The sequence below is a fragment of the Pseudomonas sp. NPDC099000 genome (assembly GCF_044759925.1).
Lineage (GTDB): Bacteria > Pseudomonadota > Gammaproteobacteria > Pseudomonadales > Pseudomonadaceae > Aquipseudomonas.
In genome coordinates this window covers 1-24,099 of record NZ_JBIWAF010000032.1, presented here as the reverse complement: position 1 = coordinate 24,099, position 24,099 = coordinate 1, and the positions used below count along the sequence as shown (strand labels likewise).

19 protein-coding genes are annotated in these 24,099 nt (G+C 59.6%); 14 read left to right on the top strand and 5 right to left on the bottom strand.

The genetic code is table 11. The features are described from left to right. Nucleotide 1 precedes the first annotated feature (1 nt). The 6 genes from ACIQV9_RS25340 (at nucleotide 2) to ACIQV9_RS25315 (ending at nucleotide 7,291) form a co-directional block, all read left to right on the top strand. Nucleotides 2-295 (top strand): BolA family protein, encoded by a 294-nt coding sequence (locus ACIQV9_RS25340; RefSeq protein WP_403107371.1) that lies wholly within the window; start codon nucleotides 2-4, stop codon nucleotides 293-295. 167 nt (nucleotides 296-462) lie between these two features. Further along, the gene (locus tag ACIQV9_RS25335; protein WP_109633750.1) at nucleotides 463-1,404 is read left to right on the top strand and encodes a rhodanese-related sulfurtransferase; all 942 of its coding nucleotides are present in this window, start codon (nucleotides 463-465) and stop codon (nucleotides 1,402-1,404) included. Between the two features lie 39 nt (nucleotides 1,405-1,443). After that, a complete protein-coding gene (locus tag ACIQV9_RS25330) occupies nucleotides 1,444-2,046 on the top strand; it encodes a DsbA family protein (RefSeq protein WP_403107419.1) in 603 nt (200 codons plus the stop codon). Further along, nucleotides 2,039-3,856, top strand: a complete 1,818-nt coding sequence (locus tag ACIQV9_RS25325) for an ABC transporter ATP-binding protein (RefSeq protein WP_403107369.1) — start codon at nucleotides 2,039-2,041, stop codon at nucleotides 3,854-3,856. Before ACIQV9_RS25330 ends, ACIQV9_RS25325 begins: the two co-directional genes overlap by 8 nt. A gap of 135 nt (nucleotides 3,857-3,991) precedes the next feature. Next, a complete protein-coding gene (locus tag ACIQV9_RS25320) occupies nucleotides 3,992-6,451 on the top strand; it encodes an EAL domain-containing protein (RefSeq protein WP_403107367.1) in 2,460 nt (819 codons plus the stop codon). 78 nt (nucleotides 6,452-6,529) lie between these two features. Beyond that, a complete protein-coding gene (locus ACIQV9_RS25315) occupies nucleotides 6,530-7,291 on the top strand; it encodes a TenA family transcriptional regulator (RefSeq protein ID WP_403107365.1) in 762 nt (253 codons plus the stop codon). Between the two features lie 136 nt (nucleotides 7,292-7,427). On the opposite strand, the gene ACIQV9_RS25310 is transcribed toward ACIQV9_RS25315, so the two are convergent. From ACIQV9_RS25310 to ACIQV9_RS25290, 5 genes are all read right to left on the bottom strand, one after another. Then, nucleotides 7,428-8,354: a GGDEF domain-containing protein gene (locus tag ACIQV9_RS25310; protein ID WP_403107363.1), complete on the bottom strand. Its 927-nt coding sequence runs from the start codon at nucleotides 8,352-8,354 to the stop codon at nucleotides 7,428-7,430. A gap of 374 nt (nucleotides 8,355-8,728) precedes the next feature. Further along, complete coding sequence (locus tag ACIQV9_RS25305) at nucleotides 8,729-9,469, bottom strand: YciK family oxidoreductase (protein ID WP_403107361.1); 741 nt, start codon at nucleotides 9,467-9,469, stop codon at nucleotides 8,729-8,731. Nucleotides 9,470-9,679: 210 nt separating this feature from the next. Beyond that, nucleotides 9,680-10,351: an N-acetylmuramic acid 6-phosphate phosphatase MupP gene (gene mupP, locus ACIQV9_RS25300; RefSeq protein WP_403107359.1), complete on the bottom strand. Its 672-nt coding sequence runs from the start codon at nucleotides 10,349-10,351 to the stop codon at nucleotides 9,680-9,682. Between the two features lie 4 nt (nucleotides 10,352-10,355). After that, complete coding sequence (ubiG, locus tag ACIQV9_RS25295) at nucleotides 10,356-11,054, bottom strand: bifunctional 2-polyprenyl-6-hydroxyphenol methylase/3-demethylubiquinol 3-O-methyltransferase UbiG (protein ID WP_038982154.1); 699 nt, start codon at nucleotides 11,052-11,054, stop codon at nucleotides 10,356-10,358. A 61-nt stretch (nucleotides 11,055-11,115) separates the two neighbouring features. Then, the gene (locus tag ACIQV9_RS25290; RefSeq protein WP_403107357.1) at nucleotides 11,116-12,447 is read right to left on the bottom strand and encodes a TRZ/ATZ family hydrolase; all 1,332 of its coding nucleotides are present in this window, start codon (nucleotides 12,445-12,447) and stop codon (nucleotides 11,116-11,118) included. Between the two features lie 108 nt (nucleotides 12,448-12,555). On the opposite strand from ACIQV9_RS25290, the gene mtnA reads away from it, so the two are divergent. The 8 genes from mtnA to ACIQV9_RS25250 form a co-directional block, all read left to right on the top strand. Next, complete coding sequence (gene mtnA, locus ACIQV9_RS25285) at nucleotides 12,556-13,632, top strand: S-methyl-5-thioribose-1-phosphate isomerase (RefSeq protein ID WP_403107355.1); 1,077 nt, start codon at nucleotides 12,556-12,558, stop codon at nucleotides 13,630-13,632. Nucleotides 13,633-14,056: 424 nt separating this feature from the next. Then, entirely contained in the window at nucleotides 14,057-16,711 is a 2,655-nt protein-coding gene (gyrA, locus tag ACIQV9_RS25280; protein ID WP_403107353.1) for a DNA gyrase subunit A, read from the top strand. A 302-nt stretch (nucleotides 16,712-17,013) separates the two neighbouring features. After that, nucleotides 17,014-18,099 carry a 3-phosphoserine/phosphohydroxythreonine transaminase gene (gene serC / locus ACIQV9_RS25275; RefSeq protein WP_403107351.1) on the top strand — a complete coding sequence of 362 codons (1,086 nt, stop codon included), beginning with the start codon at nucleotides 17,014-17,016 and terminating at the stop codon, nucleotides 18,097-18,099. Beyond that, the gene (gene pheA / locus ACIQV9_RS25270; protein WP_162436108.1) at nucleotides 18,099-19,193 is read left to right on the top strand and encodes a prephenate dehydratase; all 1,095 of its coding nucleotides are present in this window, start codon (nucleotides 18,099-18,101) and stop codon (nucleotides 19,191-19,193) included. Before serC ends, pheA begins: the two co-directional genes overlap by 1 nt. Nucleotides 19,194-19,203: 10 nt before the next feature. Then, nucleotides 19,204-20,316 carry a histidinol-phosphate transaminase gene (gene hisC / locus ACIQV9_RS25265; protein ID WP_403107348.1) on the top strand — a complete coding sequence of 371 codons (1,113 nt, stop codon included), beginning with the start codon at nucleotides 19,204-19,206 and terminating at the stop codon, nucleotides 20,314-20,316. A gap of 28 nt (nucleotides 20,317-20,344) precedes the next feature. After that, nucleotides 20,345-22,552 (top strand): bifunctional prephenate dehydrogenase/3-phosphoshikimate 1-carboxyvinyltransferase, encoded by a 2,208-nt coding sequence (locus ACIQV9_RS25260; protein ID WP_403107417.1) that lies wholly within the window; start codon nucleotides 20,345-20,347, stop codon nucleotides 22,550-22,552. Beyond that, the gene (gene cmk / locus ACIQV9_RS25255; protein ID WP_403107346.1) at nucleotides 22,549-23,238 is read left to right on the top strand and encodes a (d)CMP kinase; all 690 of its coding nucleotides are present in this window, start codon (nucleotides 22,549-22,551) and stop codon (nucleotides 23,236-23,238) included. Before ACIQV9_RS25260 ends, cmk begins: the two co-directional genes overlap by 4 nt. Nucleotides 23,239-23,357: 119 nt before the next feature. Beyond that, the coding region (locus ACIQV9_RS25250; protein ID WP_403107344.1) for a S1 RNA-binding domain-containing protein at nucleotides 23,358-24,099 on the top strand (742 nt) is incomplete at its 3' end.

Below are 24,099 nucleotides of genomic sequence, written 5' to 3'. Positions count from 1 at the left end.
TATGACCATGCAACAACGCATCGAATCGACGCTGGGCCTGTTACAGCCCGAGCACCTGCAAGTGCTGGATGAAAGCCATATGCACAGTCGTGGGTTGCAGACTCACTTCAAGGCCGTGGTGGTCAGCCAGCAGTTCGAAGGGCTCAACCGCGTCAAGCGTCACCAGAAAGTCTACGGCACGCTCGGCGAGCTGATGGGCGAGTTCCATGCGTTGGCGCTGCATACCTACACGCCTGAAGAATGGGCACAGATCGACGCGGCCCCGGCCTCGCCGACCTGTGCTGGCGGCAGGTAGGAGCGAGGCTTGCCCGCGAAGGCGTCCTCAAGATCGCCTTCGCGGGCAAGCCTCGCTCCTACAGAAGCACTTATTTTTGTTAGACTGCACAACGCGCCGCTCACCCGGCGCGTTTTTTTTCGCATCCGGTTCACCCCTTACGAGGGTAGCCACCTGGAGAAACACCCATGACACAACAGATTGTCGTGGCGGCACTGTATAAGTTCGTCACTCTGGAAGATTACGTTGCCCTGCGCGAGCCACTGCTGCAAGCCATGGTCGACAACGGTATCAAAGGCACGCTGCTGATCGCCGAAGAAGGCATCAACGGCACCGTGTCCGGCAGCCGCGAAGGCATTGACGGGCTCATGGCCTGGCTCAAGAACGACCCGCGCATGGACGACATCGACCACAAAGAGTCGTACTGCGACGACCAACCGTTCTACCGCACCAAGGTCAAACTCAAGAAAGAAATCGTCACCCTCGGCGTCGAAGGCGTGGACCCGAACAAAAAGGTCGGCACCTATGTCGATCCACAGAACTGGAATGCGCTGATCAGCGACCCTGAAGTGCTGTTGATCGACACCCGTAACGATTACGAGGTTTCGATCGGCACTTTCGAAGGCGCCATCGACCCGAAAACCACCAGTTTTCGCGAATTCCCTGACTACATCAAAGCCCATTTCGACCCGGCCGTGCACAAGAAAGTCGCGATGTTCTGCACCGGCGGCATTCGTTGCGAGAAGGCCTCGAGCTACATGCTCAGCCAGGGTTTCGACGAGGTCTATCACCTCAAGGGCGGCATCCTGAAGTACCTCGAAGAGGTGCCGCAGGAAGAAACCAAATGGCAGGGCGACTGCTTCGTGTTCGACAACCGCGTGACCGTGCGCCATGACCTCAGCGAAGGCGACTACGATCAATGTCATGCCTGTCGTACCCCGGTGAGCGTCGAAGACCGTGCGTCCGAGCATTACGTGGCCGGCATCAGTTGCCCGCATTGCTGGGATACGCTGAGCGAGAAAACCCGTCGCAGCGCCATTGATCGACAGAAGCAGATCGAACTGGCCAAGGCGCGCAACCTGCCTCACCCGATCGGCTACAACTACAAGCAAACTCCTTCAGAGGCTTGAACCATGTCTGCCCAACGCCTGCTCTATGTGATGGACCCGATGTGTTCCTGGTGCTGGGGCTTTGCGCCCGTCGCCAACGCGCTGGTCGAGCAGGCGCAGGCCGCAGGGGTGGACGTGCATCTGGTGGTGGGCGGTTTGCGCACCGGCAGCGGCGCGGCGCTGGAGCCGACCACCCGGCGCTATATCCTTGAGCATTGGCAGGCCGTTACCGAGGCCACCGGCCAACCGTTCAAGACCGAAGGTGCGTTGCCTGACGGTTTTGTCTACGACACCGAACCTGCATGCCGGGCGCTGGTGACGGCGCGCAACCTGGCGCCGGATTGCGCGTGGAAACTGCTCGGGCTGATTCAACACGCGTTCTACGCCGAAGGCCGAGACGTTACCCGCGCCAGCGTTCTGGTCGAGTTGGCCGAGCAGGCCGGCCTGCCGCGCATCGAGTTTGCCGCCGCATTCGACCGTGCCGATCAGCACGCCGCGACCGCCGCCGATTTCACCTGGGTCCAGGACCTCGGCATTGCCGGATTTCCTACGCTGTTGGCCGAACGCAATGGTCAACTGGCGCTGTTGACCAATGGCTATCAACCGTTAAGTGAATTGTCGCCATTGCTCGGCCGTTGGCTGGAGCGCGCTGCCTGTGCATGACCTGCCCGATGACACGCCAGCTCCCAAGCGTGTCGATCGGCTGAGTTGGGCTGAAATCCGTCGCCTGGCCCTTCACCATAAAAAATCCCTGTGGATCGCCAATGGCGTGGCGGTGTTGGCCACCCTGTGCAGCGTGCCGATTCCTCTGCTGCTGCCATTGCTGGTGGACGAAGTCCTGCTGGGGCATGGCGATTCCGCGCTGAAAATCATGAATCACGCGTTGCCGGAAGGCTGGCAGAAAGCGGCGGGCTACATCGGCCTGATGCTGCTGGTGACCTTGTTGCTGCGCTGTGGTGCCTTGCTGTTCAACGTGGTGCAGGCGAAGCTGTTCGCGGCGCTGGCCAAAGACATCGTGTATCGCATTCGCATACGGCTGATCGAACGGCTCAAGCGCATTTCCCTGGGCGAATACGAAAGCCTGGGCAGCGGCACAGTGACCACGCACCTGGTCACGGACCTGGACACCCTGGACAAATTTGTCGGCGAGACACTCAGTCGATTCCTCGTGGCGATGCTGACGCTGGTCGGCACCGCCAGCATTCTGATCTGGATGCACTGGAAGCTGGCGCTGCTGATCATGTTGTTCAATCCGCTGGTGATCTACGCCACGGTGCAACTGGGCAAGCGGGTCAAGCACCTGAAGAAGCTCGAGAACGACAGCACCTCGCGTTTCACCCAGGCCCTGACCGAAACCCTCGATTCGATTCAAGAAGTGCGGGCCGGCAACCGCCAGGGGTTTTTCCTCGGACGTCTGGGACAGCGGGCCCGGGAAGTGCGCGATTACGCGGTGAACTCGCAGTGGAAGACCGATGCGTCGAACCGTGCCAGTGGCTTGCTGTTCCAGTTCGGCATCGATATTTTCCGCGCCGCGGCGATGCTCACCGTGTTGTTCTCCGACTTATCCATCGGCCAGATGCTGGCGGTGTTCAGCTACCTGTGGTTCATGATCGGTCCGGTGGAGCAGCTGCTCAATTTGCAATACGCCTATTACGCCGCCGGCGGTGCGCTGTCGCGGATCAACGAGTTGCTGGCCCGCGCCGATGAGCCCCAATACCCCGGCGGTGTCGATCCCTTCCAAGGGCGGGACACCGTGGGCATCGAAGTCCAGGGCTTGAGCTTCGGATACGGCGACGAGTTGGTGTTGAACCAGATGGACCTGTCCATCGCCCCCGGTGAAAAAGTGGCGATCGTCGGTGCCAGCGGTGGGGGCAAGAGCACCCTGGTGCAGTTGCTACTGGGGTTGTACACGCCCCTTGCCGGGACCATCCGCTTCGGTGGCTCGACCCAGCAGGAGATCGGCCTGGAGACCGTGCGCGAAAACGTCGCCGTGGTCCTGCAACACCCCGCGCTGTTCAACGACACCGTGCGCGCCAACCTGACGATGGGCCGCATACGCAGCGACGAGGCCTGCTGGCAGGCGCTGGAAATTGCCCAGCTGAACCAGACGGTTCGAGAGTTGCCTGATGGCCTGGACAGCATCGTCGGGCGCTCCGGCGTGCGTTTGTCCGGTGGCCAGCGGCAACGGCTGGCGATTGCGCGGATGGTGCTGGCCGAACCCAAGGTGGTGATTCTCGACGAGGCCACCTCGGCGCTGGACGCTGCCACCGAATACAACCTGCATCAGGCGCTGGCGCTGTTCTTGAGCAACCGCACCACGCTGATCATTGCGCATCGGTTGTCGGCGGTGAAACAGGCCGATCGGGTGCTGGTATTCGACGGCGGGCAAATTGCCGAGGATGGTGATCATCAGCAGCTGATTGCCGAAGGTGGGTTGTACGCCAAGCTTTATGGCCATTTACAGCAGCAATAGTGACAGTTCGCGCCAGGTTGACGGCTAGAGCACGCAAAATATGGGCGCTGGCTTGCCGGGATCGAATCCGCACCCTAGTCTAGCTGTAGCGATCACGTTGGATGATGATCTGGCAGTGCTAATGCAAGGGACCTCATGAAGCAAAAGCGGACTCTCGGAACCCCCAGGTTATTGGGCATCGTCTGGCCATTTATTGCCGTAGTGCTATTTCAAGCGCTGTTGGGCGGGGTCAGTCTCTATGTACTTTCGGCAGTTCGCGGCTATGTGGCCGGGGAAAGCCTGTGGTCCAAGGGCCAGAAGGACGCCATCTATTACCTCAATCTCTACGCGGACAGTCGCGACGGGGCCATTTTCCTCAAATACCAGAACGCCATTGCCGTACCCCAGGGGGGCCACGAGTTGCGCGTAGCGCTGGATCACCAGCCACCGAATATCGGAGCCGCACGCGTGGCGATTCTCAAGGGCGGCAATCACCCTGACGACGTCTCCAGCGTGATCTGGCTGTACCTCAATTTCCGGCATTTCAGCTACCTGGAAAAAGCCATCGACCGCTGGACGGTGGGTGATGCGTACCTGGTGCAACTCGATAACGTAGCCCAGGAGATGCATCAGCGCATTACCGAAAATCGGGCTTCGGACGCCGACATCAAGCGCTGGAAGGAGCAGATTTTTGCAATCAACGATGGTGTGACGCCTGCCGCCAAAGCCTTCAGCGATGCCTTGGGCGAGGGCTCGCGCTTGATTCTGCGCCTGCTGCTGGTAACGAACCTGGCCACGGCCCTGGGCTTGATCGCATTGGCCCTGATGCGCACGCACAAACTGCTCAAGCAGCGCCATGCCTTTGCCGAGGCCCTGCAGTTGGAGAAAGACCGGGCGCAGATCACCCTGCAATCCATTGGCGACGGGGTGATCACCACGGATGTCGACGGTGCGATCGCCTACATGAACCCGGCCGCCGAAGCGTTGACACACTGGAAAGGCGAGCAGGCCATCGGCTTGCCGCTGGCAGCCTTGTTCAATCTGCTGGATGACAACGCTCAGGCCGATGGTTTTACCTTGATCGAGCACATATTGAGTGGTCAGCTCAGCGGCGGCAGCGAGCATTCCAAACTGATCCAGCGCCTGGATGGCAGCACCGTCTCGGTCACCCTGGTCGGGGCGCCGATCCGCAATGCCGGCAAGGTCAGTGGCGCCGTGCTGGTGTTGCATGACATGACTCAGGAGCGCCAGTACATCGCCAATCTGTCCTGGCAGGCGACACACGACGCCTTGACCGGGCTGGCCAATCGTCGCGAGTTCGAGTATCGCCTGGAACAGGCGCTGCACAACCTGACGCGATACGCCGGGCGCCATGCCTTGATGTTCCTTGATCTGGACCAGTTCAAACTGGTCAACGATACCTGTGGCCATGCGGCGGGTGACGAGCTGCTACGGCATATCTGCGCGTTGTTGCAATCGGGCTTGCGCGAAGGTGACACCCTGGCCCGGCTGGGCGGAGACGAATTCGGGATTTTGCTGGAAAACTGTCCGCCGGAAGTTGCCGAGAAAATTGCCGAGAGCCTGCGCCATACCGTACAGAACCTGCACTTTGTGTGGAAAGGCCGGCCATTCGTCACAACGGTGAGCATCGGGATGGTTCATATCGCGCAAATCCCGACCACCCTCGAAGCTTCGCTGCGTGCTGCCGATATGGCTTGTTACATGGCCAAGGAAAAAGGGCGTAACCGTGTTCAGGTGTATAACGCTGATGATTCGGAACTGTCTCTGCGTTTCGGTGAGATGGCGTGGGTACAGCGCCTGCACATGGCCCTGGAAGAGGATCGCTTTTGCCTGTACTCCCAGGAAATCGCGCCCCTTGGCAATACCGAACGCGGCGGCGGTCATATAGAAATCCTGTTGCGTCTACATGATGAAGCCGGGCGCATGATATTGCCTGACAGTTTTATTCCGGCTGCCGAACGTTATGGCCTGATGACCGCACTTGATCGTTGGGTGGTGCAGAACGTATTCAAGATCATTGCCCAATGTATAGCCGAAGATCGCGAAGGTCCTTTGGCCATGTGTGCGATTAATCTGTCAGGCACTACTATCGGAGATGACGCGTTTCTGGACTTCCTGAGGGAACAGTTTGTTACTTGGTCCATTCCGCCTGAAATGATTTGTTTTGAAATTACAGAAACCAGTGCAATTTCCAATTTGGGAAGTGCAATTAGATTTATCAATGAACTCAAAGGTTTAGGCTGCCACTTTTCATTGGATGACTTCTGCGCCGGGATGTCCTCATTCGCTTACTTGAAACATTTACCTGTAGACTTCTTGAAGATCGATGGAAGTTTCGTAAAGGATATGCTGGACGACCCGATTAACCGCGCCATGGTAGAAGTGATCAACCACATCGGCCATGTCATGGGTAAGCGTACGATTGCCGAGTTTGTAGAAACACCCCAGATTGAGCAGGCATTGCTGGAGATCGGGGTCGACTTCGCTCAAGGGTATGTCATTGAACGCCCGCATCTGTTTACCTGCGATAGTTTGCAAAGTCGTCCTGCCAGGCCTCAACCTTTGTTATTCAAGGCGCCCGGCACGTTCCGTTGAAATCTCTTGCTGATCCTAACAATCACAATCAAAAGGAGCCCGACAGTGATCGACACATTCAACCGAACCGGACCACTCATGGAAGCTGCAAGTTATCCCGTATGGGCGCAACAGCTCATCAAGGACTGCAGCGAGAGTAAGCGCCGGGTTGTCGAACACGAACTGTATCAGCGCATGCGAGACAATAAGCTCAGCGCAAAAACCATGCGTCAGTACCTTATTGGTGGCTGGCCGGTCGTTGAACAGTTCGCGTTATACATGGCACAAAACCTGACCAAGACTCGTTTTGCCCGCCACCCAGGTGAAGACATGGCGCGTCGCTGGTTGATGCGCAACATTCGTGTCGAACTGAACCATGCCGATTACTGGGTGAACTGGAGTCGGGCCCATGGCGTCAGCCTGGAAGATTTGCAGGCGCAACACGTTGCCCCTGAACTTCACGCCTTGAGTCACTGGTGCTGGCATACGAGTTCGGCGGATTCGCTGATTGTCGCCATCGCCGCGACAAATTACGCTATCGAAGGGGCGACCGGGGAGTGGTCGGCCCTGGTCTGTTCCAATGGTGTCTACGCGGCAGCGTTTCCGGAGGAAGATCGCAAGCGGGCGATGAAGTGGTTGAAGATGCACGCCCAGTACGACGATGCCCATCCCTGGGAAGCGCTGGAAATCATCTGCACGCTGGCGGGCATGAACCCGAGCAAATCCCTGCAAGTGGAATTGCGCGAGGCTGTCTGCAAGAGCTACGACTACATGCACCTGTTCCTGGAGCGCTGCATGCAGCTGGAACACTCGGAAAAGGCTCCGGTCGCGCGTGAGCGCATGGCATTGGCCGAAAGCTGATCCATAGGCAACACGCAGTAAATGTGGGAGCGGGCTTGCTCGCGAATGCGCACTGACAGTCAACACCGTCGTTGAATGTCAGTCAGCATTCGCGAGCAAGCCCGCTCCCACATTGTCATCTGGCGTAGCTAAAAGTTTAACCCGCCATTGCCAACCGGTTACGCCCTTCGCGCTTGGCGACATATAACGCGCTGTCGGCCCGACGCAACAAACTATCGGCAGACTCGCCGGGCAGCAGGGTCGAGCAACCCAGGCTGACCGTCAGCTCGACCAGATTGCCATCGGCCTTGTAATCCTGCGCCTGCGCCGCAAACCGCAGTCGTTCGCCGACCATGGCAGCGGCTTCCCGAGTGGTGTTGGAGAGCAGGATCAGGAACTCTTCGCCACCAAACCGGAATACCATGTCCACATTCCGCAGCTGGTTCTTGATCGAGGCAGCGACAGCCTTGAGTACGTCATCGCCAGCGCTGTGCCCGTAATTATCGTTAACGTTCTTGAAGTGATCGATGTCCAGCATCAGCAGCGACAACGGCATCAAGTGGCGTCGCGACATCTCGATTTCACGCTGTAAGGTCTGATCCATGGCGATGCGGTTGCCGGTATCGGTCAACGGATCGCGCAGTGCACTTTGCGTCGCCGCGCGGTAAAGCAGGGCGTTGCGCATCGGGAACAGTAGAGCGGACAGCAACGACTCCAGATTGCCTTGTTCGTATTCGCTGAATCGCTGATTGCGGCGGAACACCAGTTCACCCAGGTTCTCGCTTTCATGACTGAGGCTGTAGGACACTGAATGATGGCCGCGCTGACCGAACTCCAGACGCAAGTCGCTGGCCGGGTGCTGATAATTCAACGCATCCAGCGGCACAAGGCGCTGAATCTCGCGGAAGAAAAGTCCGAGAATTCGTTGTGGCTCAAGACTGGTTTGCAGCTGCTGGCCGAGTTGCTGGCGCAATTGTGCAAGGCTGAGTGGCCGCTCCAGAAGGGCAGGGTGCTGACCAAAGCCCAGGCGTTGCAATTTGGCGCTGTCGAAGTCAATTGCGTTGGTCTGGGATGGTGATTTCATATGGCGTGAGCCCCTAAGCAGTAAGGCTGTCTTACAGGCTGGGTGAGAGCGGCTTTGGGCTGCGCGTCATACTGGTCCATCAGTCCCGTAGGACATTTGGCGCAAGTTTAGTCCGCTTTGCCGAAGATTAGTAACCTATCGACTGAGGCGTCTGCCCGACTGCTTTCACACGGCGTGTCTGAGCAACTTTAGAGCGAAAGTCATGCCAATGAGTTCATTTGAATAAAAAGCGTTAAAAATCAATATTTTGTGAGACTTGTCGTGAGTTTCTGTCAGACGGATCGACGGCGATTTGACTGGCGCGGCTGCAGTTACGAAACACTTTGAGCGCCGCGCCGGGAACCCGACGCGGTACAAAAAGCGACGTGCGGTTGTTACTGAGCGTTGAAAGCCTGGCCGTTGATGCCCGCACTGTCCGGGCCCATCAGGTACAGGTAGACCGGCATGATCTCCTCAGGCGTGGGGTTGTTCAGCGGGTTTTCACCCGGGTAAGCCTGGGCGCGCATGCTGGTGCGGGTGGCGCCCGGGTTGATGCTGTTGGAGCGCACTGGCGCCACGGTGTCGACTTCGTCGGCCAGGGTTTGCATCAGGCCTTCGGTGGCAAACTTGGAGACGCCATAAGCGCCCCAGTACGCACGACCCTTGCGACCGACGCTGCTGGAGGTGAACACCACCGAAGCGTCCTGGGACAGCTTGAGCAGGGGCAGCAGGGTGCTAGTCAGCATGAACATGGCGTTGACGTTCACTTGCATGACGCGCATGAAGTTTTCGCCGGACAGTTGCTCGATCGGCGTGCGTGGACCAATGATCGACGCGTTGTGCAGCAAACCGTCGAGGTGGCCGAACTCTGTTTCGATCATCGCGGCCAGCTCGTCGTATTGATGAGGCAGCGCGGTTTCCAGGTTGAACGGGATCACCGCGGGTTGTGGATGCCCGGCGGCCTCGATTTCGTCATAGACCTGAGTCAGGTTGGCTTCGGTCTTGCCCAGCAACAACACGGTGGCGCCATGGGCTGCGTAAGTTTTCGCAGCCGCAGCGCCAATGCCGCGACCTGCGCCGGTGACCAGAATGACCCGGTCCTTGAGCAATTCAGGGCGGGCGGAATAATCAAACATAAGAAACCTCACAACAATTCAATTTGCAGGCATCACACCTGTGGCGAGAATGCTTTTGTGGCGAGGGGGCTTGCCCCCGTTGGGTCGCGAAGCGGCCCCAAAATATTAGCCTCGATTGCGTCAGGGAAATCGCGTCGGAAGATTTTGGGGCCGCTGCGCAGCCCAACGGGGGCAAGCCCCCTCGCCACAATGTTCCCGGCAACCATCAGGTCAGCAGCCGCAGAGGGCGCTATCCAAAACCTTGCGCAACTCAAGGGGATGATCCACCACCACATCCGCACCCCAATGCCGCGGGTTATCGTCCGGGTGAATGTAGCCGTAGGTCACGGCAGCCGTTTTGGTGCCGGCATCACGACCGGACTCGATATCGCGCAGATCATCACCCACGAACAACACGCTGGCCGGGTCCAGGTCGAGCATCTTGCACGCCAGGATCAATGGCTCAGGGTCCGGTTTACTGTTTTTGACATGGTCTGGGCAGATCAGCAGCGCCGAGCGTTCAGCCAGCCCCAGTTGTTGCATGATCGGCTCGGCGAAGCGCACAGGCTTGTTGGTCACCACGCCCCAGATCAGGTTGGCCTTCTCGATGTCGGCCAGCAGTTCGCCCATGCCGTCGAACAGCTTGCTGTGGACCGCGCAATCCTTGAGGTAACGCTCGAGGAACTCCAGGCGCAGTTCTTCAAAGCCCGGTGATTCCGGGTCCATGGAGAAGGTCACGGCGACCATCGCCTTGGCGCCACCGGAAATCTCGTCGCGGATGTGTTTGTCGTTGACCGGCGGCAAGCCGCGATCGGCGCGCATCGCCTGGCAGATGGCGATGAAGTCCGGCGCGGTGTCGAGCAGGGTGCCGTCCATGTCGAAAAGGACTGCTCTGATACGCATCGGCTTACTCCTCGCGCAGGGTCTGGATCATGTAGTTGACGTCCACGTCGGACGCCAGTTTGTAGTGCTTGGTCAGCGGATTGTACGTCAGCCCGATGATGTCCTTGACGGTCAGACCAGCCATGCGGCTCCAGGCACCCAGCTCGGAAGGGCGGATGAACTTCTTGAAGTCGTGAGTGCCCCGTGGCAGCAACTTCATGATGTATTCGGCGCCGACGATGGCGAACAGATACGCCTTCGGATTGCGGTTGATGGTGGAGAAGAACACCTGGCCGCCCGGTTTGACCATTTTGAAGCAGGCGCGGATCACCGAGGACGGATCCGGCACGTGCTCGAGCATTTCCAAGCAGGTGACCACGTCGAACTGCTCAGGCATTTCTTCGGCCAGCGCTTCGGCGGTGATCTGTCGGTATTCAACGCTCACGCCGGATTCCAGCTGATGCAATTGCGCGACCGCCAGTGGCGCTTCACCCATGTCGATGCCCATGACGGTAGCGCCGCGCTGAGCCATGGCTTCGCTGAGGATGCCGCCGCCGCAGCCCACATCGAGGACTTTCTTGCCGGCCAGATTGACCCGTTCGTCAATCCAGTTGACCCGCAGCGGGTTGATGTCGTGCAGCGGTTTGAACTCGCTTTCGCGGTCCCACCAGCGGTGGGCCAGGGCTTCGAATTTGGCGATTTCGGCGTAGTCGACGTTGCTCATGGTTTAAGTCCTCTAAAACTTGAAAAATCCTGTTGCCCCGGAATTCAGTCCGGGGGGCTTACTATTCGGTGTGGCCGCTGATGCGTTGACCCCAGGCCTTGGCGGTGGCGCAGAGCTGTTCCTCGTCCAGGCGGGTCAGGCGACGGTCGTCGAGCAATTGTGTGCCGGCGACCCACAGGTGTTTCACGCAGTCGCGGCCGGTGGCGTATATAAGCTGCGAAACCGGATCGTAGACCGGTTGCTGTGCCAGGCCCGACAGGTCGAACGCGACGATGTCCGCGGCTTTGCCGACTTCCAGCGAGCCGGTTTCAGCCTCGATCCCCAGCGCGCGGGCGCCGTTGAGCGTGGCCATGCGCAGCGCACGATGGGCGTCCAGCGCGGTGGCCGAGCCAGCGACAGCCTTGGCCAGCAGTGCGGCAGTGCGGGTTTCGCCGAGCAAGTCGAGGTCGTTGTTGCTGGCCGCGCCATCGGTACCGACGGCGACATTGACGCCGGCCTGCCACAGACGCTCGACCGGGCAGAAGCCGCTCGCCAGCTTGAGATTGGACTCCGGGCAATGAATCACATTGGTGTTGCTTTCTACCAGCAGCACCAGGTCTTCATCGCTGATCTGGGTCATGTGAACGGCCTGGAAGCGCGGGCCGAGCAATCCCAGGCGTCCGAGTCGGGCCAGTGGGCGTTCACCGCGCTGCTCGACCGATTGCTGCACTTCGAACGCGGTTTCATGGACGTGCATGTGAATCGAGGCGTCCAGCTCTTCGGCGATCACCCGGATTTTCTCCAGGTTCTCGTCGCCCACGGTGTAGGGCGCATGGGGGCCGAAGATGACTTTTATCCGCTCGTGGTGCTTGAGGTCACCGAACAATTCGACGCCCTGACGAATGGCTTCGTCCGCCGTGCCGGCGCCTGGAATCGGGAAGTCGAGAATCGGAATGGCGATCTGCGCGCGAATACCGCTGTTATGCACCCGCTCGCTGGCAACCTTCGGGAAGAAATACATGTCAGAGAAGCAGGTGATGCCACCTTTGATCTGCTCGGCGATCGCCAGGTCGGTGCCATCGCGTACAAACGCTTCATCGACCCACTTGGCCTCGGCGGGCCAAATGTGGTTTTCCAGCCAGGTCATCAGCGGTAGATCGTCGGCCAGGCCCCGGAACAGCGTCATCGCCGCATGCCCGTGGGCATTGATCAGGCCGGGGCTGAGCAACATGTCCGGCAACTCACGCACTTCGGTTGCGTTAAGCTTCAGCGCAGCCGACCTTGGGCCGATAAACACAATGCGCCCGTCGCGAATGCCCAGGCCGTGCTCTTTGAGGACAACGCCAGCGGGTTCGACGGGTACCAGCCAGGTCGGCAGCAATAACAGGTCGAGCGCAGCGGCAGTGTTCGGCATCGAGGGTCGGTTCCAGTGCTTTTGTAAAGGATGGCGAAGTATACCCGAGCGTCTTCGCGGGGGGATCGCTATAATCGGCGGCTTTTGTTCATGAGTGCGGGGTGTGGGATGCGCGATCGACTGTTGGCTGCGGAGAAGGTGAAGGCCATCGATTGGCGTGATGGCGCCCTGTACCTGCTGGATCAGCGTGTTTTGCCGTTCGAGGAAACGTGGATCGCCTACACCGGCGCCGCGGGCGTGGCCGAGGCCATTCGCTCGATGGTGGTGCGCGGCGCGCCGGCCATCGGCATCAGTGCCGCCTATGGCGTGGTGTTGGCGGCCCGTGCCCGCTTCGCCGAGGGTGGCGATTGGCATACGGCGCTGGAAGAAGATTTCGCGCTGCTCGCCGATTCCCGTCCAACCGCAGTCAATTTGTTCTGGGCCCTGGGCCGTATGCGCGAACGGCTTGAGCGCTTGAAGCATCACGCCGATCCGCTGGCCGTGCTTGAAGCGGAAGCCATCGCCATTCATGAAAGTGATCGCGAAGCCAACCTGACCATGGCGCAACTTGGTGTGGACCTGATCCGCAAGCACCAAGGCAATGCGCAAGCAATCCTGACTCACTGCAATACCGGCGCACTGGCCACCGGCGGCTTCGGAACGGCGTTGGGGGTGATTCGCGGGGCCTTTATCGAAGGCATGGTCGAGCGCGTCTACGCCGACGAAACCCGCCCATGGCTGCAAGGTTCGCGATTGACCGCCTGGGAATTGGCCAATGAAGGCATTCCCGTGACCGTCAACGCCGACTCCGCCGCCGCGCACATCATGAAAACCAAAGGCGTGACCTGGGTGATCGTCGGCGCTGACCGGATCACCGCCAATGGCGACGTGGCGAACAAGATCGGCACGTATCAGTTGGCGGTTAACGCCATGCACCACGGCGTGCGCTTCATGGTGGTGGCGCCGAGTTCGACCATCGACATGAACCTGGCCAGCGGCGACGAGATTCCTATCGAAGAGCGCGATGGTCGCGAGTTGCTGGAAGTCGGCGGCAAGCGGGTCGGGGCGGAGGTTGATGCGTTCAACCCGGTGTTCGACGTGACCCCGGCGGACCTGATCGATGCGATCGTCACCGAAAAAGGCATCGTCGAACGCCCGGACACCGCGAAAATGGCGCAGTTGATGTGCCGTAAGCGTCTGCATTAAAGATTTCTGGCGCCTGATAAATCGCCTTCGCGGGCAAGCCTCGCTCCTACAGGTTCGCGCGATCTGTAGGAGCGAGGCTTGCCCGCGAAGAACGATGACTCGGTCTCCCGCTCCTGATACCCCAAATTCTGCTTGCGAATCTTGGGTTGTGACGGCTCTAAGCCTCTCTCGTCCCCTTTCAGCCTGCCACCAGTCAACTAACTACACTCCATGCGCATCTGGGGGATAGGTGCGTGGCGGCTCTTGTGATAACATCCGGCGTTTTCCGAGGCAGTCCCACGGGGTTGTCTTTACTGCGCAAATCCATGGTTCAACTTGTTGATTTGTCGTAAGTCGGTGCATGGCACTCAGCCTGCAGCGGCGAGCTTCGTTCGTCCCATATGGATGTGACGAAGTTTCACCAGAAAAAGGAATCGAGCTTCTCATGGGCGAACTGGCCAAAGAAATCCTCCCGGTCAATATCGAAGACGAGCTGAAGCAGTCCTACCTCGACTACGCGATGAGCGTAATCGTCGGGCGGGCCCTGCCGGATGCGCGCGATGGCTTGAAGCCCGTGCACCGGCGTGTGCTGTTCGCGATGAGCGAGCTGGGCAACGACTTCAACAAGCCGTACAAGAAATCTGCCCGTGTTGTCGGTGACGTAATCGGTAAGTATCACCCGCACGGTGATACCGCGGTGTACGACACCATCGTCCGGATGGCGCAGCCATTCTCGCTGCGCTACCTGCTGGTAGACGGCCAGGGCAACTTCGGTTCGGTGGACGGCGACAACGCTGCCGCCATGCGATACACCGAAGTGCGCATGACCAAGCTGGCGCACGAGCTGCTGGCTGACCTGCACAAAGAAACCGTGGACTGGGTGCCGAACTACGACGGCACCGAAATGATCCCGGCGGTCATGCCGACCCGTATTCCCAACCTGCTGGTCAACGGCTCCAGCGGTATCGCCGTGGGCATGGCGACCAACATCCCGCCGCACAACCTCGGTGAAGTCATCGACGGTTGCCTGGCGCTCATCGACAACCCTGAGTTGACCATCGATGAGCTGATGCAATACATCCCTGGTCCGGACTTCCCGACCGCGGCGATCATCAACGGTCGCGCCGGCATCATCGAAGCCTACCGCACCGGTCGCGGGCGCATTTACATGCGCGCCCGCTCGATGATCGAAGACATCGACAAGGTCGGTGGCCGTCAGCAGATCGTCATCACCGAACTCCCATACCAGCTGAACAAGGCCCGTCTGATCGAGAAGATCGCCGAGCTGGTAAAAGAGAAGAAGCTTGAAGGCATCACCGAACTGCGCGACGAGTCCGACAAGGACGGTATGCGCGTCGTGATCGAGCTGCGTCGCGGCGAAGTGCCTGAGGTCATCCTCAACAACCTTTACGCCCAGACCCAGCTGCAAGCCGTTTTCGGTATCAACATCGTCGCGCTGATCGACGGCCGTCCACGGATCCTGAACCTCAAGGACCTGCTGGAAGCTTTCGTTCGCCACCGTCGCGAAGTGGTTACCCGCCGTACCGTGTTCGAACTGCGTAAAGCCCGCGAACGTGGTCACATTCTGGAAGGTCAAGCGGTTGCCCTGTCGAACATCGACCCGGTCATCGCCCTGATCAAGGCTTCGCCGACCCCGTCGGAAGCCAAGGAAGCGCTGATCAAGACTGCGTGGGAATCTTCCGCCGTGGTCGCGATGGTTGAGCGTGCCGGCGCTGACTCTTGCCGTCCAGAGACCCTGGACCCGCAATACGGTCTGCGCGAAGGCAAGTACTTCCTGTCGCCGGAACAGGCGCAAGCCATTCTGGAACTGCGTCTGCACCGCCTGACCGGTCTGGAACACGAAAAGCTGCTGGCCGAGTATCAAGAGATCCTCAACCAGATCGGCGAGCTGATCCGCATCCTCAGCAGCGCCACACGCCTGATGGAAGTGATCCGCGAAGAGCTGGAAGTGATCCGCGCCGAATACGGCGACGTGCGCCGCACCGAGATTCTCGATGCCCGTCTCGACCTGACCCTGGGTGACATGATCCCGGAAGAAGAGCGCGTCGTGACGATTTCCCACGGTGGCTATGCCAAGACCCAGCCATTGGCTGCGTACCAGGCTCAGCGTCGTGGCGGTAAAGGCAAATCGGCTACCGGCGTCAAGGATGAGGACTACATCGCTCACCTGCTGGTCGCCAACAGCCACACCACGCTGCTGCTGTTCTCCAGCAAAGGCAAAGTGTACTGGCTGAAAACCTACGAAATCCCGGAAGCTTCCCGCGCTGCCCGTGGTCGTCCGCTGGTCAACCTGCTGCCGCTGGACAGTGATGAATACATCACCACCATGCTGCCGGTCGACGAATACACCGAAGGTCACTTCATCTTCATGGCCACTGCCAAAGGCACCGTGAAGAAGACCCCGCTGGAATCCTTCAGCCGTCAACGCAGCGTCGGTCTGATCGCGTTGGAGCTGGACGAAGGTGACGTACTGATTTCGGCCGCCATTACCGATGGCGAGCGCGAAGTCATGCTGTTCTCCGACGGCGGCAAGGTCACTCGCTTCAAGGAAACCGACGTTCGCGCCATGGGCCGTACCGCTCGCGGTGTTCGCGGCATGCGTCTGCCGGAAGGCCAGAAGCTGATTTCCATGCTGATCCCGGAAGAAGGCAGCCAGATCCTGACCGCTTCGGCCCGTGGTTTCGGCAAGCGCACGGCGATCACCGAGTTCCCTGAGTACAAACGTGGTGGTCAGGGCGTTATCGCCATGGTCAGCAACGACCGTAACGGCCGTCTGGTCGGTGCAGTCCAGGTACTCGACGGCGAGGAGATCATGCTGATTTCCGACCAGGGCACACTGGTTCGTACCCGTGTCGACGAAGTTTCCAGTCTGGGTCGTAACACCCAGGGCGTGACCCTCATCAAACTGGCCAGCGATGAAACGCTGGTCGGTCTGGAGCGGGTCCAGGAGCCGTCGGAAGTCGAAGGCGAAGAGCTGGAAGGTGAAGAGGGTGCGGTGTTCGACGGCGAAGTCGTAATCGACGACGTTGTTGAAGATCAGCAACTCGACGCCGCTGCGGACGAAGAGCCACAGGAGTAAGTGGACAAACAGGGGGCGGATGAAAATTCGCCCCCTTGTTGTTTGTCCCTGATGAAATATCGACACTCATGGAGATCGGTGTGGGTGCCGGGCTTTTGTGGCGAGGGGCTTGCCCCCGTTGGGGGGCGAAGCGCCCCTGAAACCAGTCGCCGCTATCTTGCATGAGAGCGTGGTGACCGGTTTGCGATTGCTTCGCAATCGAACGGGGGCAAGCCCCCTCGCCACAGGCAAGCCCGCTCCCACATGGGGTCTGTGTCGACTGATATGTTTGTACGATCCACCAAATCAGAGCGAGATTGGATGTGAGCAAGAGAGCCTATAACTTCTGTGCCGGTCCTGCGGCACTTCCCGAAGCTGTCCTGCAGCGCGCCCAGGGTGAACTCCTTGATTGGCACGGCAAGGGCCTGTCGGTCATGGAAATGAGCCATCGCAGTGATGAGTTCGTGTCCATCGCCACCAAGGCCGAGCAGGATCTGCGTGATCTGCTGAATATCCCCTCGAACTACAAAGTGCTGTTTCTGCAAGGTGGCGCCAGCCAGCAATTTGCTCAGATCCCTCTGAACCTGTTGCCGGAAAGCGGCACCGCCGACTATATCGACACCGGTATCTGGTCGCAGAAAGCCATCGAAGAAGCCTCGCGCTACGGCCACGTCAACGTTGCCGCTACCGCCAAGCCTTACGACTATTTCGCTATTCCCGGTCAGAACGAATGGAATCTGTCGAAAGATGCGGCCTACGTTCACTACGCACCGAACGAAACCATTGGCGGTCTGGAATTCAACTGGGTACCGGAAACCGGTGACGTTCCGCTGGTTGCCGACATGTCTTCGGACATCCTCTCGCGTCCAATCGACGTTTCGCGCTTCGGCATGATCTACGCCGGCGCCCAGAAAAACATCGGCCCGAGCGGCATCGTCGTGAACATCATTCGCGAAGACCTGTTGGGGCATGCCCGTTCCCTGTGCCCGACCATGCTCAACTACAAGGTCGCGGCCGATAACGGCTCGATGTACAACACCCCACCAACCCTGGCCTGGTACCTGTCCGGTCTGGTATTCGAGTGGCTGAAAGAGCAGGGTGGTGTTGAAGCCATCGGCAAGCTCAATGAAGTGAAACAGCGCACGCTGTACGACTTCATCGACGCCAGCGGCTTGTACAGCAACCCGATCAACAAGTCGGATCGCTCATGGATGAACGTGCCATTCCGCCTGGCTGACGATCGTCTCGACAAGCCATTTCTGGTCGGTGCCGACGAGCGTGGCCTGTTGAACCTCAAGGGTCACCGTTCCGTGGGCGGCATGCGTGCCTCCATCTATAACGCCGTCGACATCGTTGCGGTCAACGCACTGGTTTCGTACATGGCAGAGTTCGAGAAGGAACACGGCTAATGTCTGAGCAAGAACTCAAGGCACTGCGCGTTCGCATTGATGCCCTGGACACCAAAGTCCTGGAGCTGATCAGTGAGCGCGCACGCTGCGCCCAGGAAGTTGCGCGAGTAAAGATGGCCTCGCTGGCCGAAGGCGAAGTGCCGGTGTTCTATCGTCCTGAGCGCGAAGCTCAGGTGCTCAAGCGCGTGATGGAGCGCAACCAGGGGCCGCTGGGCAACGAAGAGATGGCGCGTTTGTTCCGCGAAATCATGTCCTCGTGCCTAGCCCTCGAGCAGCCACTGAAAGTGGCTTACCTCGGCCCTGAAGGCACCTTCACCCAAGCCGCCGCCATGAAACACTTCGGTCACGCCGTGATCAGCAAGCCGATGGCAGCGATCGACGAAGTGTTCCGTGAAGTGGCGGCCGGTGCGGTGAATTTTGGCGTGGTCCCGGTGGAAAACTCCACCGAGGGCGCGGTCAACCACACCCTCGACAGCTTCCTCGAACACGACATGGTCATCTGTGGCGAAGTCGAGTTGCGGATTCACCACCACTTGCTGGTCGGTGAAAACACCAAGACCGACAGCATCAGCCGCATCTATTCCCACGCCCAGTCGCTGGCCCAGTGCCGCAAGTGGCTGGACGCGCACTACCCGAATGTCGAGCGCGTGGCGGTTTCGAGCAACGCCGAAGCGGCCAAGCGGGTCAAGGGTGAGTGGAACTCGGCGGCGATTGCCGGCGACATGGCGGCAAGCTTGTACGGGTTGACCCGTCTGGCCGAGAAAATCGAGGATCGCCCGGACAACTCCACGCGATTCCTGATGATCGGCAGCCAGGAAGTGCCGCCGACCGGCGACGACAAGACCTCGATCATCGTCTCCATGAGCAACAAGCCCGGTGCGCTTCATGAGTTGCTGGTGCCGTTCCATGACAACGGCATCGACCTGACGCGAATCGAGACCCGTCCGTCGCGCAGCGGTAAATGGACCTACGTGTTCTTCATCGACTTCGTCGGTCACCACCGTGATCCGTTGATCAAAGGCGTATTGGAAAAGATCAGTCAGGAAGCAGTAGCACTCAAAGTGCTGGGTTCCTACCCGAAAGCAGTTCTCTAAGGGGTAGCAAATGAGTGGCAACTTCCTCGCTCTGGCACAGCCGGGCGTGCAACAACTTTCGCCTTACGTTCCGGGCAAACCCGTGGACGAACTGGCGCGTGAGCTGAACATCGATCCGGCCAAAATCATCAAGCTGGCCAGCAATGAAAACCCGTTGGGCGCCAGTCCCAAGGCGCTGGCGGCCATTCGCGACGAACTGACCGAGCTGACCCGCTATCCGGACGGCAACGGTTTTGCGCTCAAGACCCTGCTGGCCGAGCAGTGCCGCGTCGAGCTGAATCAAGTGACGCTGGGCAACGGTTCCAACGACATTCTGGAACTGGTGGCGCGCGCTTACCTGGCGCCCGGCCTGAACGCGGTGTTCAGTGAGCATGCGTTTGCGGTCTATCCGATCGCCACTCAAGCCGTCGGCGCGACGGCCAAAGTGATCCCGGCCAAAGACTGGGGCCATGACCTGCCGGCCATGCTGGCCGCGATCGATGCCGATACCCGTGTGGTGTTCATCGCCAACCCGAACAACCCGACCGGAACCTGGTTCGGTGCCGAGGCGCTGGACGAGTTCCTGCAGGATGTGCCTGAGCATGTTCTGGTGGTGCTGGACGAGGCCTACATCGAATACGCCGAGGGCAGCGACTTGCCGGATGGCCTGGACTTCCTGGCGGCGTACCCGAATCTGCTGGTTTCGCGCACGTTCTCCAAGGCTTATGGCCTGGCGGCGCTGCGGGTCGGTTATGGCTTGTCCACCGCCGTAGTCGCCGATGTGCTGAACCGCGTGCGTCAGCCGTTCAACGTCAACAGCCTGGCCTTGGCCGCTGCGTGCGCTGCGCTGCAAGACACCGACTACCTGGCTGAAAGCCGTCGCCTGAACGAATCCGGCATGCAGCAACTGGAAGTGGGATTGCGTGAGTTGGGGCTGAGCTGGATTCCATCCAAGGGCAACTTCATCTGCGTCGATATGGGGCAGGTGGCTGCGCCGATCTTCCAGGGTTTGCTACGCGAAGGCGTGATCGTGCGTCCGGTCGCCAACTACGGCATGCCGAACCATCTGCGCATCACCATCGGTTTGCCGGCTGAAAACAGTCGCTTCCTCGAGGCGCTGACCAAGGTTCTGGCTCGTGGTTGATGTCACTGCGCTGCAATCTGCTGCCCCTATGATCGGTCGCCTGGTGGTGGTCGGTCTGGGGTTGATCGGCGGTTCGTTTGCCAAGGGGTTGCGTGAAAGTGGCCTGTGCCGCGAAGTGGTCGGGGTCGATCTCGACCCGCAGTCGCGCAAGCTCGCGGTTGAATTGGGCGTGGTGGATCGCTGCGAAGAAGACCTGGCCGTTGCTTGTCAGGGCGCGGATGTGATCCAGCTCGCCGTGCCGATCCTCGCCATGGAAAAAATGCTTGGTCGATTGGCCGGCATGGACCTGGGGCAAGCGATTCTCACCGACGTTGGCAGCGCCAAAGGCAACGTGGTGCGTGCCGCGACCGAAGCATTTGGCGGCATGCCGACGCGTTTTGTGCCGGGCCATCCGATTGCCGGGTCCGAGCAGAGCGGGGTGGAAGCCTCTAATGCCGAGCTGTTCCGTCGCCATAAAGTGATTTTGACGCCGCTGGATCAAACCGATCCGGCCGCGCTGGCAATGGTCGACCGTTTGTGGCGCGAATTGGGCGCGGATGTCGAGCACATGCAGGTCGAGCGTCACGACGAAGTGTTGGCGGCGACCAGCCATTTGCCGCACTTGTTGGCGTTCGGTCTGGTCGATTCGTTGGCCAAGCGCAATGAAAATCTTGAGATCTTCCGTTACGCTGCGGGCGGTTTCCGCGATTTCACAAGAATCGCAGGTAGCGACCCGGTCATGTGGCACGACATCTTCCTCGCCAACCGCGAAGCTGTCCTGCGCACACTTGATACATTTCGCAGCGACCTCGACGCCTTGCGCGACGCGGTCGATGCAGGGGATGGGCACCAATTGTTGGGCGTGTTCACTCGCGCCCGGGTTGCCCGCGAACATTTCAGTAAAATCCTGGCCCGCCGGGCTTATGTGGACGCTATGAATTCCAACGACCTGATTTTCCTGGCACAACCTGGTGGCCGCCTGACTGGGCGGATTCGAGTACCGGGCGACAAATCGATTTCCCACCGTTCGATCATGCTCGGCTCCCTGGCTGAAGGCGTCACCGAAGTGGAAGGTTTCCTCGAGGGCGAAGATGCCCTGGCAACCTTGCAAGCCTTCCGCGACATGGGCGTGGTGATCGAAGGTCCGCACCACGGTCGCGTGACCATTCACGGCGTCGGCCTGCATGGCTTGAAGCCTGCGCCGGGCCCGATCTATCTGGGCAACTCCGGTACGTCGATGCGTCTGCTGTCTGGCCTGCTGGCTGCGCAGGACTTCGATAGCACGCTCACTGGCGATGCGTCGCTGTCCAAGCGCCCGATGAATCGCGTGGCCAATCCGCTGCGTGAAATGGGTGCGGTGATCGAGACTGCTGCTGAAGGTCGTCCACCGATGACTATTCGTGGCGGCAACAAGCTCAAGGGCCTGACTTACACCATGCCGATGGCCAGTGCCCAGGTTAAATCCTGCCTGTTGCTGGCCGGCCTTTACGCCGAAGGCAAGACCACCGTCACCGAGCCGGCTCCGACCCGCGACCACACCGAGCGCATGCTGCGTGGCTTCGGCTACCCGGTGACCGTCAACGGTGCCACCGCATCGGTCGAGTCCGGCCACAAGTTGACCGCGACCCACATTGAAGTGCCGGGCGATATCTCGTCGTCGGCGTTCTTCCTGGTGGCCGCGTCGATCGCCGAAGGTTCTGAGCTGGTGCTTGAGCACGTCGGCATCAACCCGACCCGTACTGGCGTGATCGACATCCTGCGCCTGATGGGCGCTGACATCACCCTGGAAAACCAGCGTGAAGTCGGCGGTGAGCCGGTGGCGGATCTGCGCGTACGTGCAGCTAAACTCAAAGGTATCGAGATTCCCGAAGCGCTGGTTCCGCTGGCCATCGACGAATTCCCGGTGCTGTTTGTGGCGGCGGCCTGTGCCGAAGGGCGCACCGTGTTGCGCGGCGCCGAAGAGCTGCGAGTCAAGGAGTCCGACCGTATCCAGGTCATGGCCGATGGCTTGCTGGCGCTGGGCGTCAAATGCGAACCAACCCCGGACGGCATCATCATCGACGGCGGCCTGATCGGCGGCGGCGAAGTGCACGGTCACGGCGATCACCGGATTGCCATGGCCTTCAGCGTGGCTTCGCTGCGCGCCACTGCGCCGATCCGTATCCATGACTGTGCCAACGTCGCGACGTCGTTCCCGAACTTCCTCGCGCTGTGCGCGCAGGTCGGCATCCGTGTTGCACAAGAGGCTCAGTCGTGAAAATCATTGCACCGGTCATCACCATTGATGGGCCAAGCGGCTCTGGCAAAGGCACGGTCGCCGGGATACTGGCCAAGCGCCTGGGCTGGAATCTGCTGGACTCCGGTGCGCTTTATCGTCTGTTGGCGTTCGCTGCGCATAACCACGGCGTTGACCTGACTAATGAAGAACTGCTGAAAAAACTGGCCGCTCATCTGGATGTGCAGTTCATTGCGGCGACCGACGGTCAGCTGCAGCGGATCATTCTGGAGGGTGACGAAGTCAGTGATGTCATCCGCACCGAGAGCGTTGGTTCAGGTGCTTCCCAGGTCGCGGCATTGCCCGCCGTGCGTGAGGCGCTGCTGCAGCGCCAGCGTGCCTTTCAGGAAGCACCGGGTCTGGTGGCTGACGGTCGGGACATGGGCACAGTGGTTTTTCCGGACGCGCCGCTGAAGATATTCCTCACTGCCAGTGCCGAGGAGCGTGCGCGCCGTCGATACTTGCAGTTGAAGGGCAAAGTCGATGGTGTTAGTCTGTCGAGTCTGCTAGATGAGATCCGTGCACGCGATGAGCGTGACACCCAGCGAGCGGTAGCCCCGCTCAAGCCGGCGGCTGACGCCATACAGCTGGATTCCACGGAATTATCCATCGATCAGGTGCTGGAACGCATCATGAGCGAGATCGCCATTCGCGATATCGCCGGGTGACCAAGAAGGCCGCAGGGGACCAGTCATAGTCCTGTGGCGCTTCTTCTAAATGAAACTAACCCACACCGTCTGGGGTGTGGAGATGGGCGTATCCTTCGCCCTCATTCACAGGAATTAAAATGAGCGAAAGCTTTGCGGAACTCTTTGAAGAAAGCCTAAAAACCCTGAACCTTCAGGCAGGCTCCATCATCACCGGTGTTATCGTTGATATCGATTACCAAGCTCGCTGGGTAACCGTTCACGCTGGCCTGAAGTCTGAAGCACTCATCCCGCTTGAGCAGTTCTACAACGATGCTGGCGAACTGACTATCAACGTCGGTGACGAAGTTCACGTTGCTCTGGACTCGGTTGAAGACGGCTTTGGCGAAACCAAGCTGTCCCGTGAAAAAGCCAAGCGCGCTGAATGCTGGATTGTTCTGGAAGCAGCCTTCGCAGCCGAAGAAGTGGTCAAGGGCGTTATCAACGGTAAGGTTAAAGGCGGCTTCACTGTCGACGTTAACGGCATCCGTGCGTTCCTGCCAGGTTCTCTGGTTGACGTCCGTCCTGTGCGCGATACCACGCACCTGGAAGGCAAAGAGCTGGAATTCAAGGTCATCAAGCTCGACCAGAAACGCAACAACGTTGTCGTTTCCCGTCGTAGCGTCCTCGAAGCCGAGAACTCCGCTGAGCGTGAAGCTCTGCTGGAATCCCTGCAGGAAGGCCAACAAGTCAAAGGTATCGTCAAAAACCTCACCGATTACGGCGCATTCGTCGATCTGGGTGGCGTCGATGGCCTGCTGCACATTACCGACATGGCTTGGAAGCGTATCAAGCATCCTTCCGAAATCGTCAACGATGGCGACGAGATCGATGTCAAGGTTC

Coding starts and splice junctions, on each gene's coding strand:
- ACIQV9_RS25340 (WP_403107371.1), top strand. CDS start 2: ATGACCATGCAACAACGCATCGAATCGACGCTGGGCCTGTTACAGCCC.
- ACIQV9_RS25335 (WP_109633750.1), top strand. CDS start 463: ATGACACAACAGATTGTCGTGGCGGCACTGTATAAGTTCGTCACTCTG.
- ACIQV9_RS25330 (WP_403107419.1), top strand. CDS start 1,444: ATGTGTTCCTGGTGCTGGGGCTTTGCGCCCGTCGCCAACGCGCTGGTC.
- ACIQV9_RS25320 (WP_403107367.1), top strand. CDS start 3,992: ATGAAGCAAAAGCGGACTCTCGGAACCCCCAGGTTATTGGGCATCGTC.
- ACIQV9_RS25315 (WP_403107365.1), top strand. CDS start 6,530: ATGGAAGCTGCAAGTTATCCCGTATGGGCGCAACAGCTCATCAAGGAC.
- ACIQV9_RS25310 (WP_403107363.1), bottom strand. CDS start 8,354: ATGAAATCACCATCCCAGACCAACGCAATTGACTTCGACAGCGCCAAA.
- ACIQV9_RS25305 (WP_403107361.1), bottom strand. CDS start 9,469: ATGTTTGATTATTCCGCCCGCCCTGAATTGCTCAAGGACCGGGTCATT.
- mupP (WP_403107359.1), bottom strand. CDS start 10,351: ATGCGTATCAGAGCAGTCCTTTTCGACATGGACGGCACCCTGCTCGAC.
- ubiG (WP_038982154.1), bottom strand. CDS start 11,054: ATGAGCAACGTCGACTACGCCGAAATCGCCAAATTCGAAGCCCTGGCC.
- ACIQV9_RS25290 (WP_403107357.1), bottom strand. CDS start 12,447: ATGCCGAACACTGCCGCTGCGCTCGACCTGTTATTGCTGCCGACCTGG.
- mtnA (WP_403107355.1), top strand. CDS start 12,556: ATGCGCGATCGACTGTTGGCTGCGGAGAAGGTGAAGGCCATCGATTGG.
- gyrA (WP_403107353.1), top strand. CDS start 14,057: ATGGGCGAACTGGCCAAAGAAATCCTCCCGGTCAATATCGAAGACGAG.
- pheA (WP_162436108.1), top strand. CDS start 18,099: ATGTCTGAGCAAGAACTCAAGGCACTGCGCGTTCGCATTGATGCCCTG.
- hisC (WP_403107348.1), top strand. CDS start 19,204: ATGAGTGGCAACTTCCTCGCTCTGGCACAGCCGGGCGTGCAACAACTT.
- ACIQV9_RS25260 (WP_403107417.1), top strand. CDS start 20,345: ATGATCGGTCGCCTGGTGGTGGTCGGTCTGGGGTTGATCGGCGGTTCG.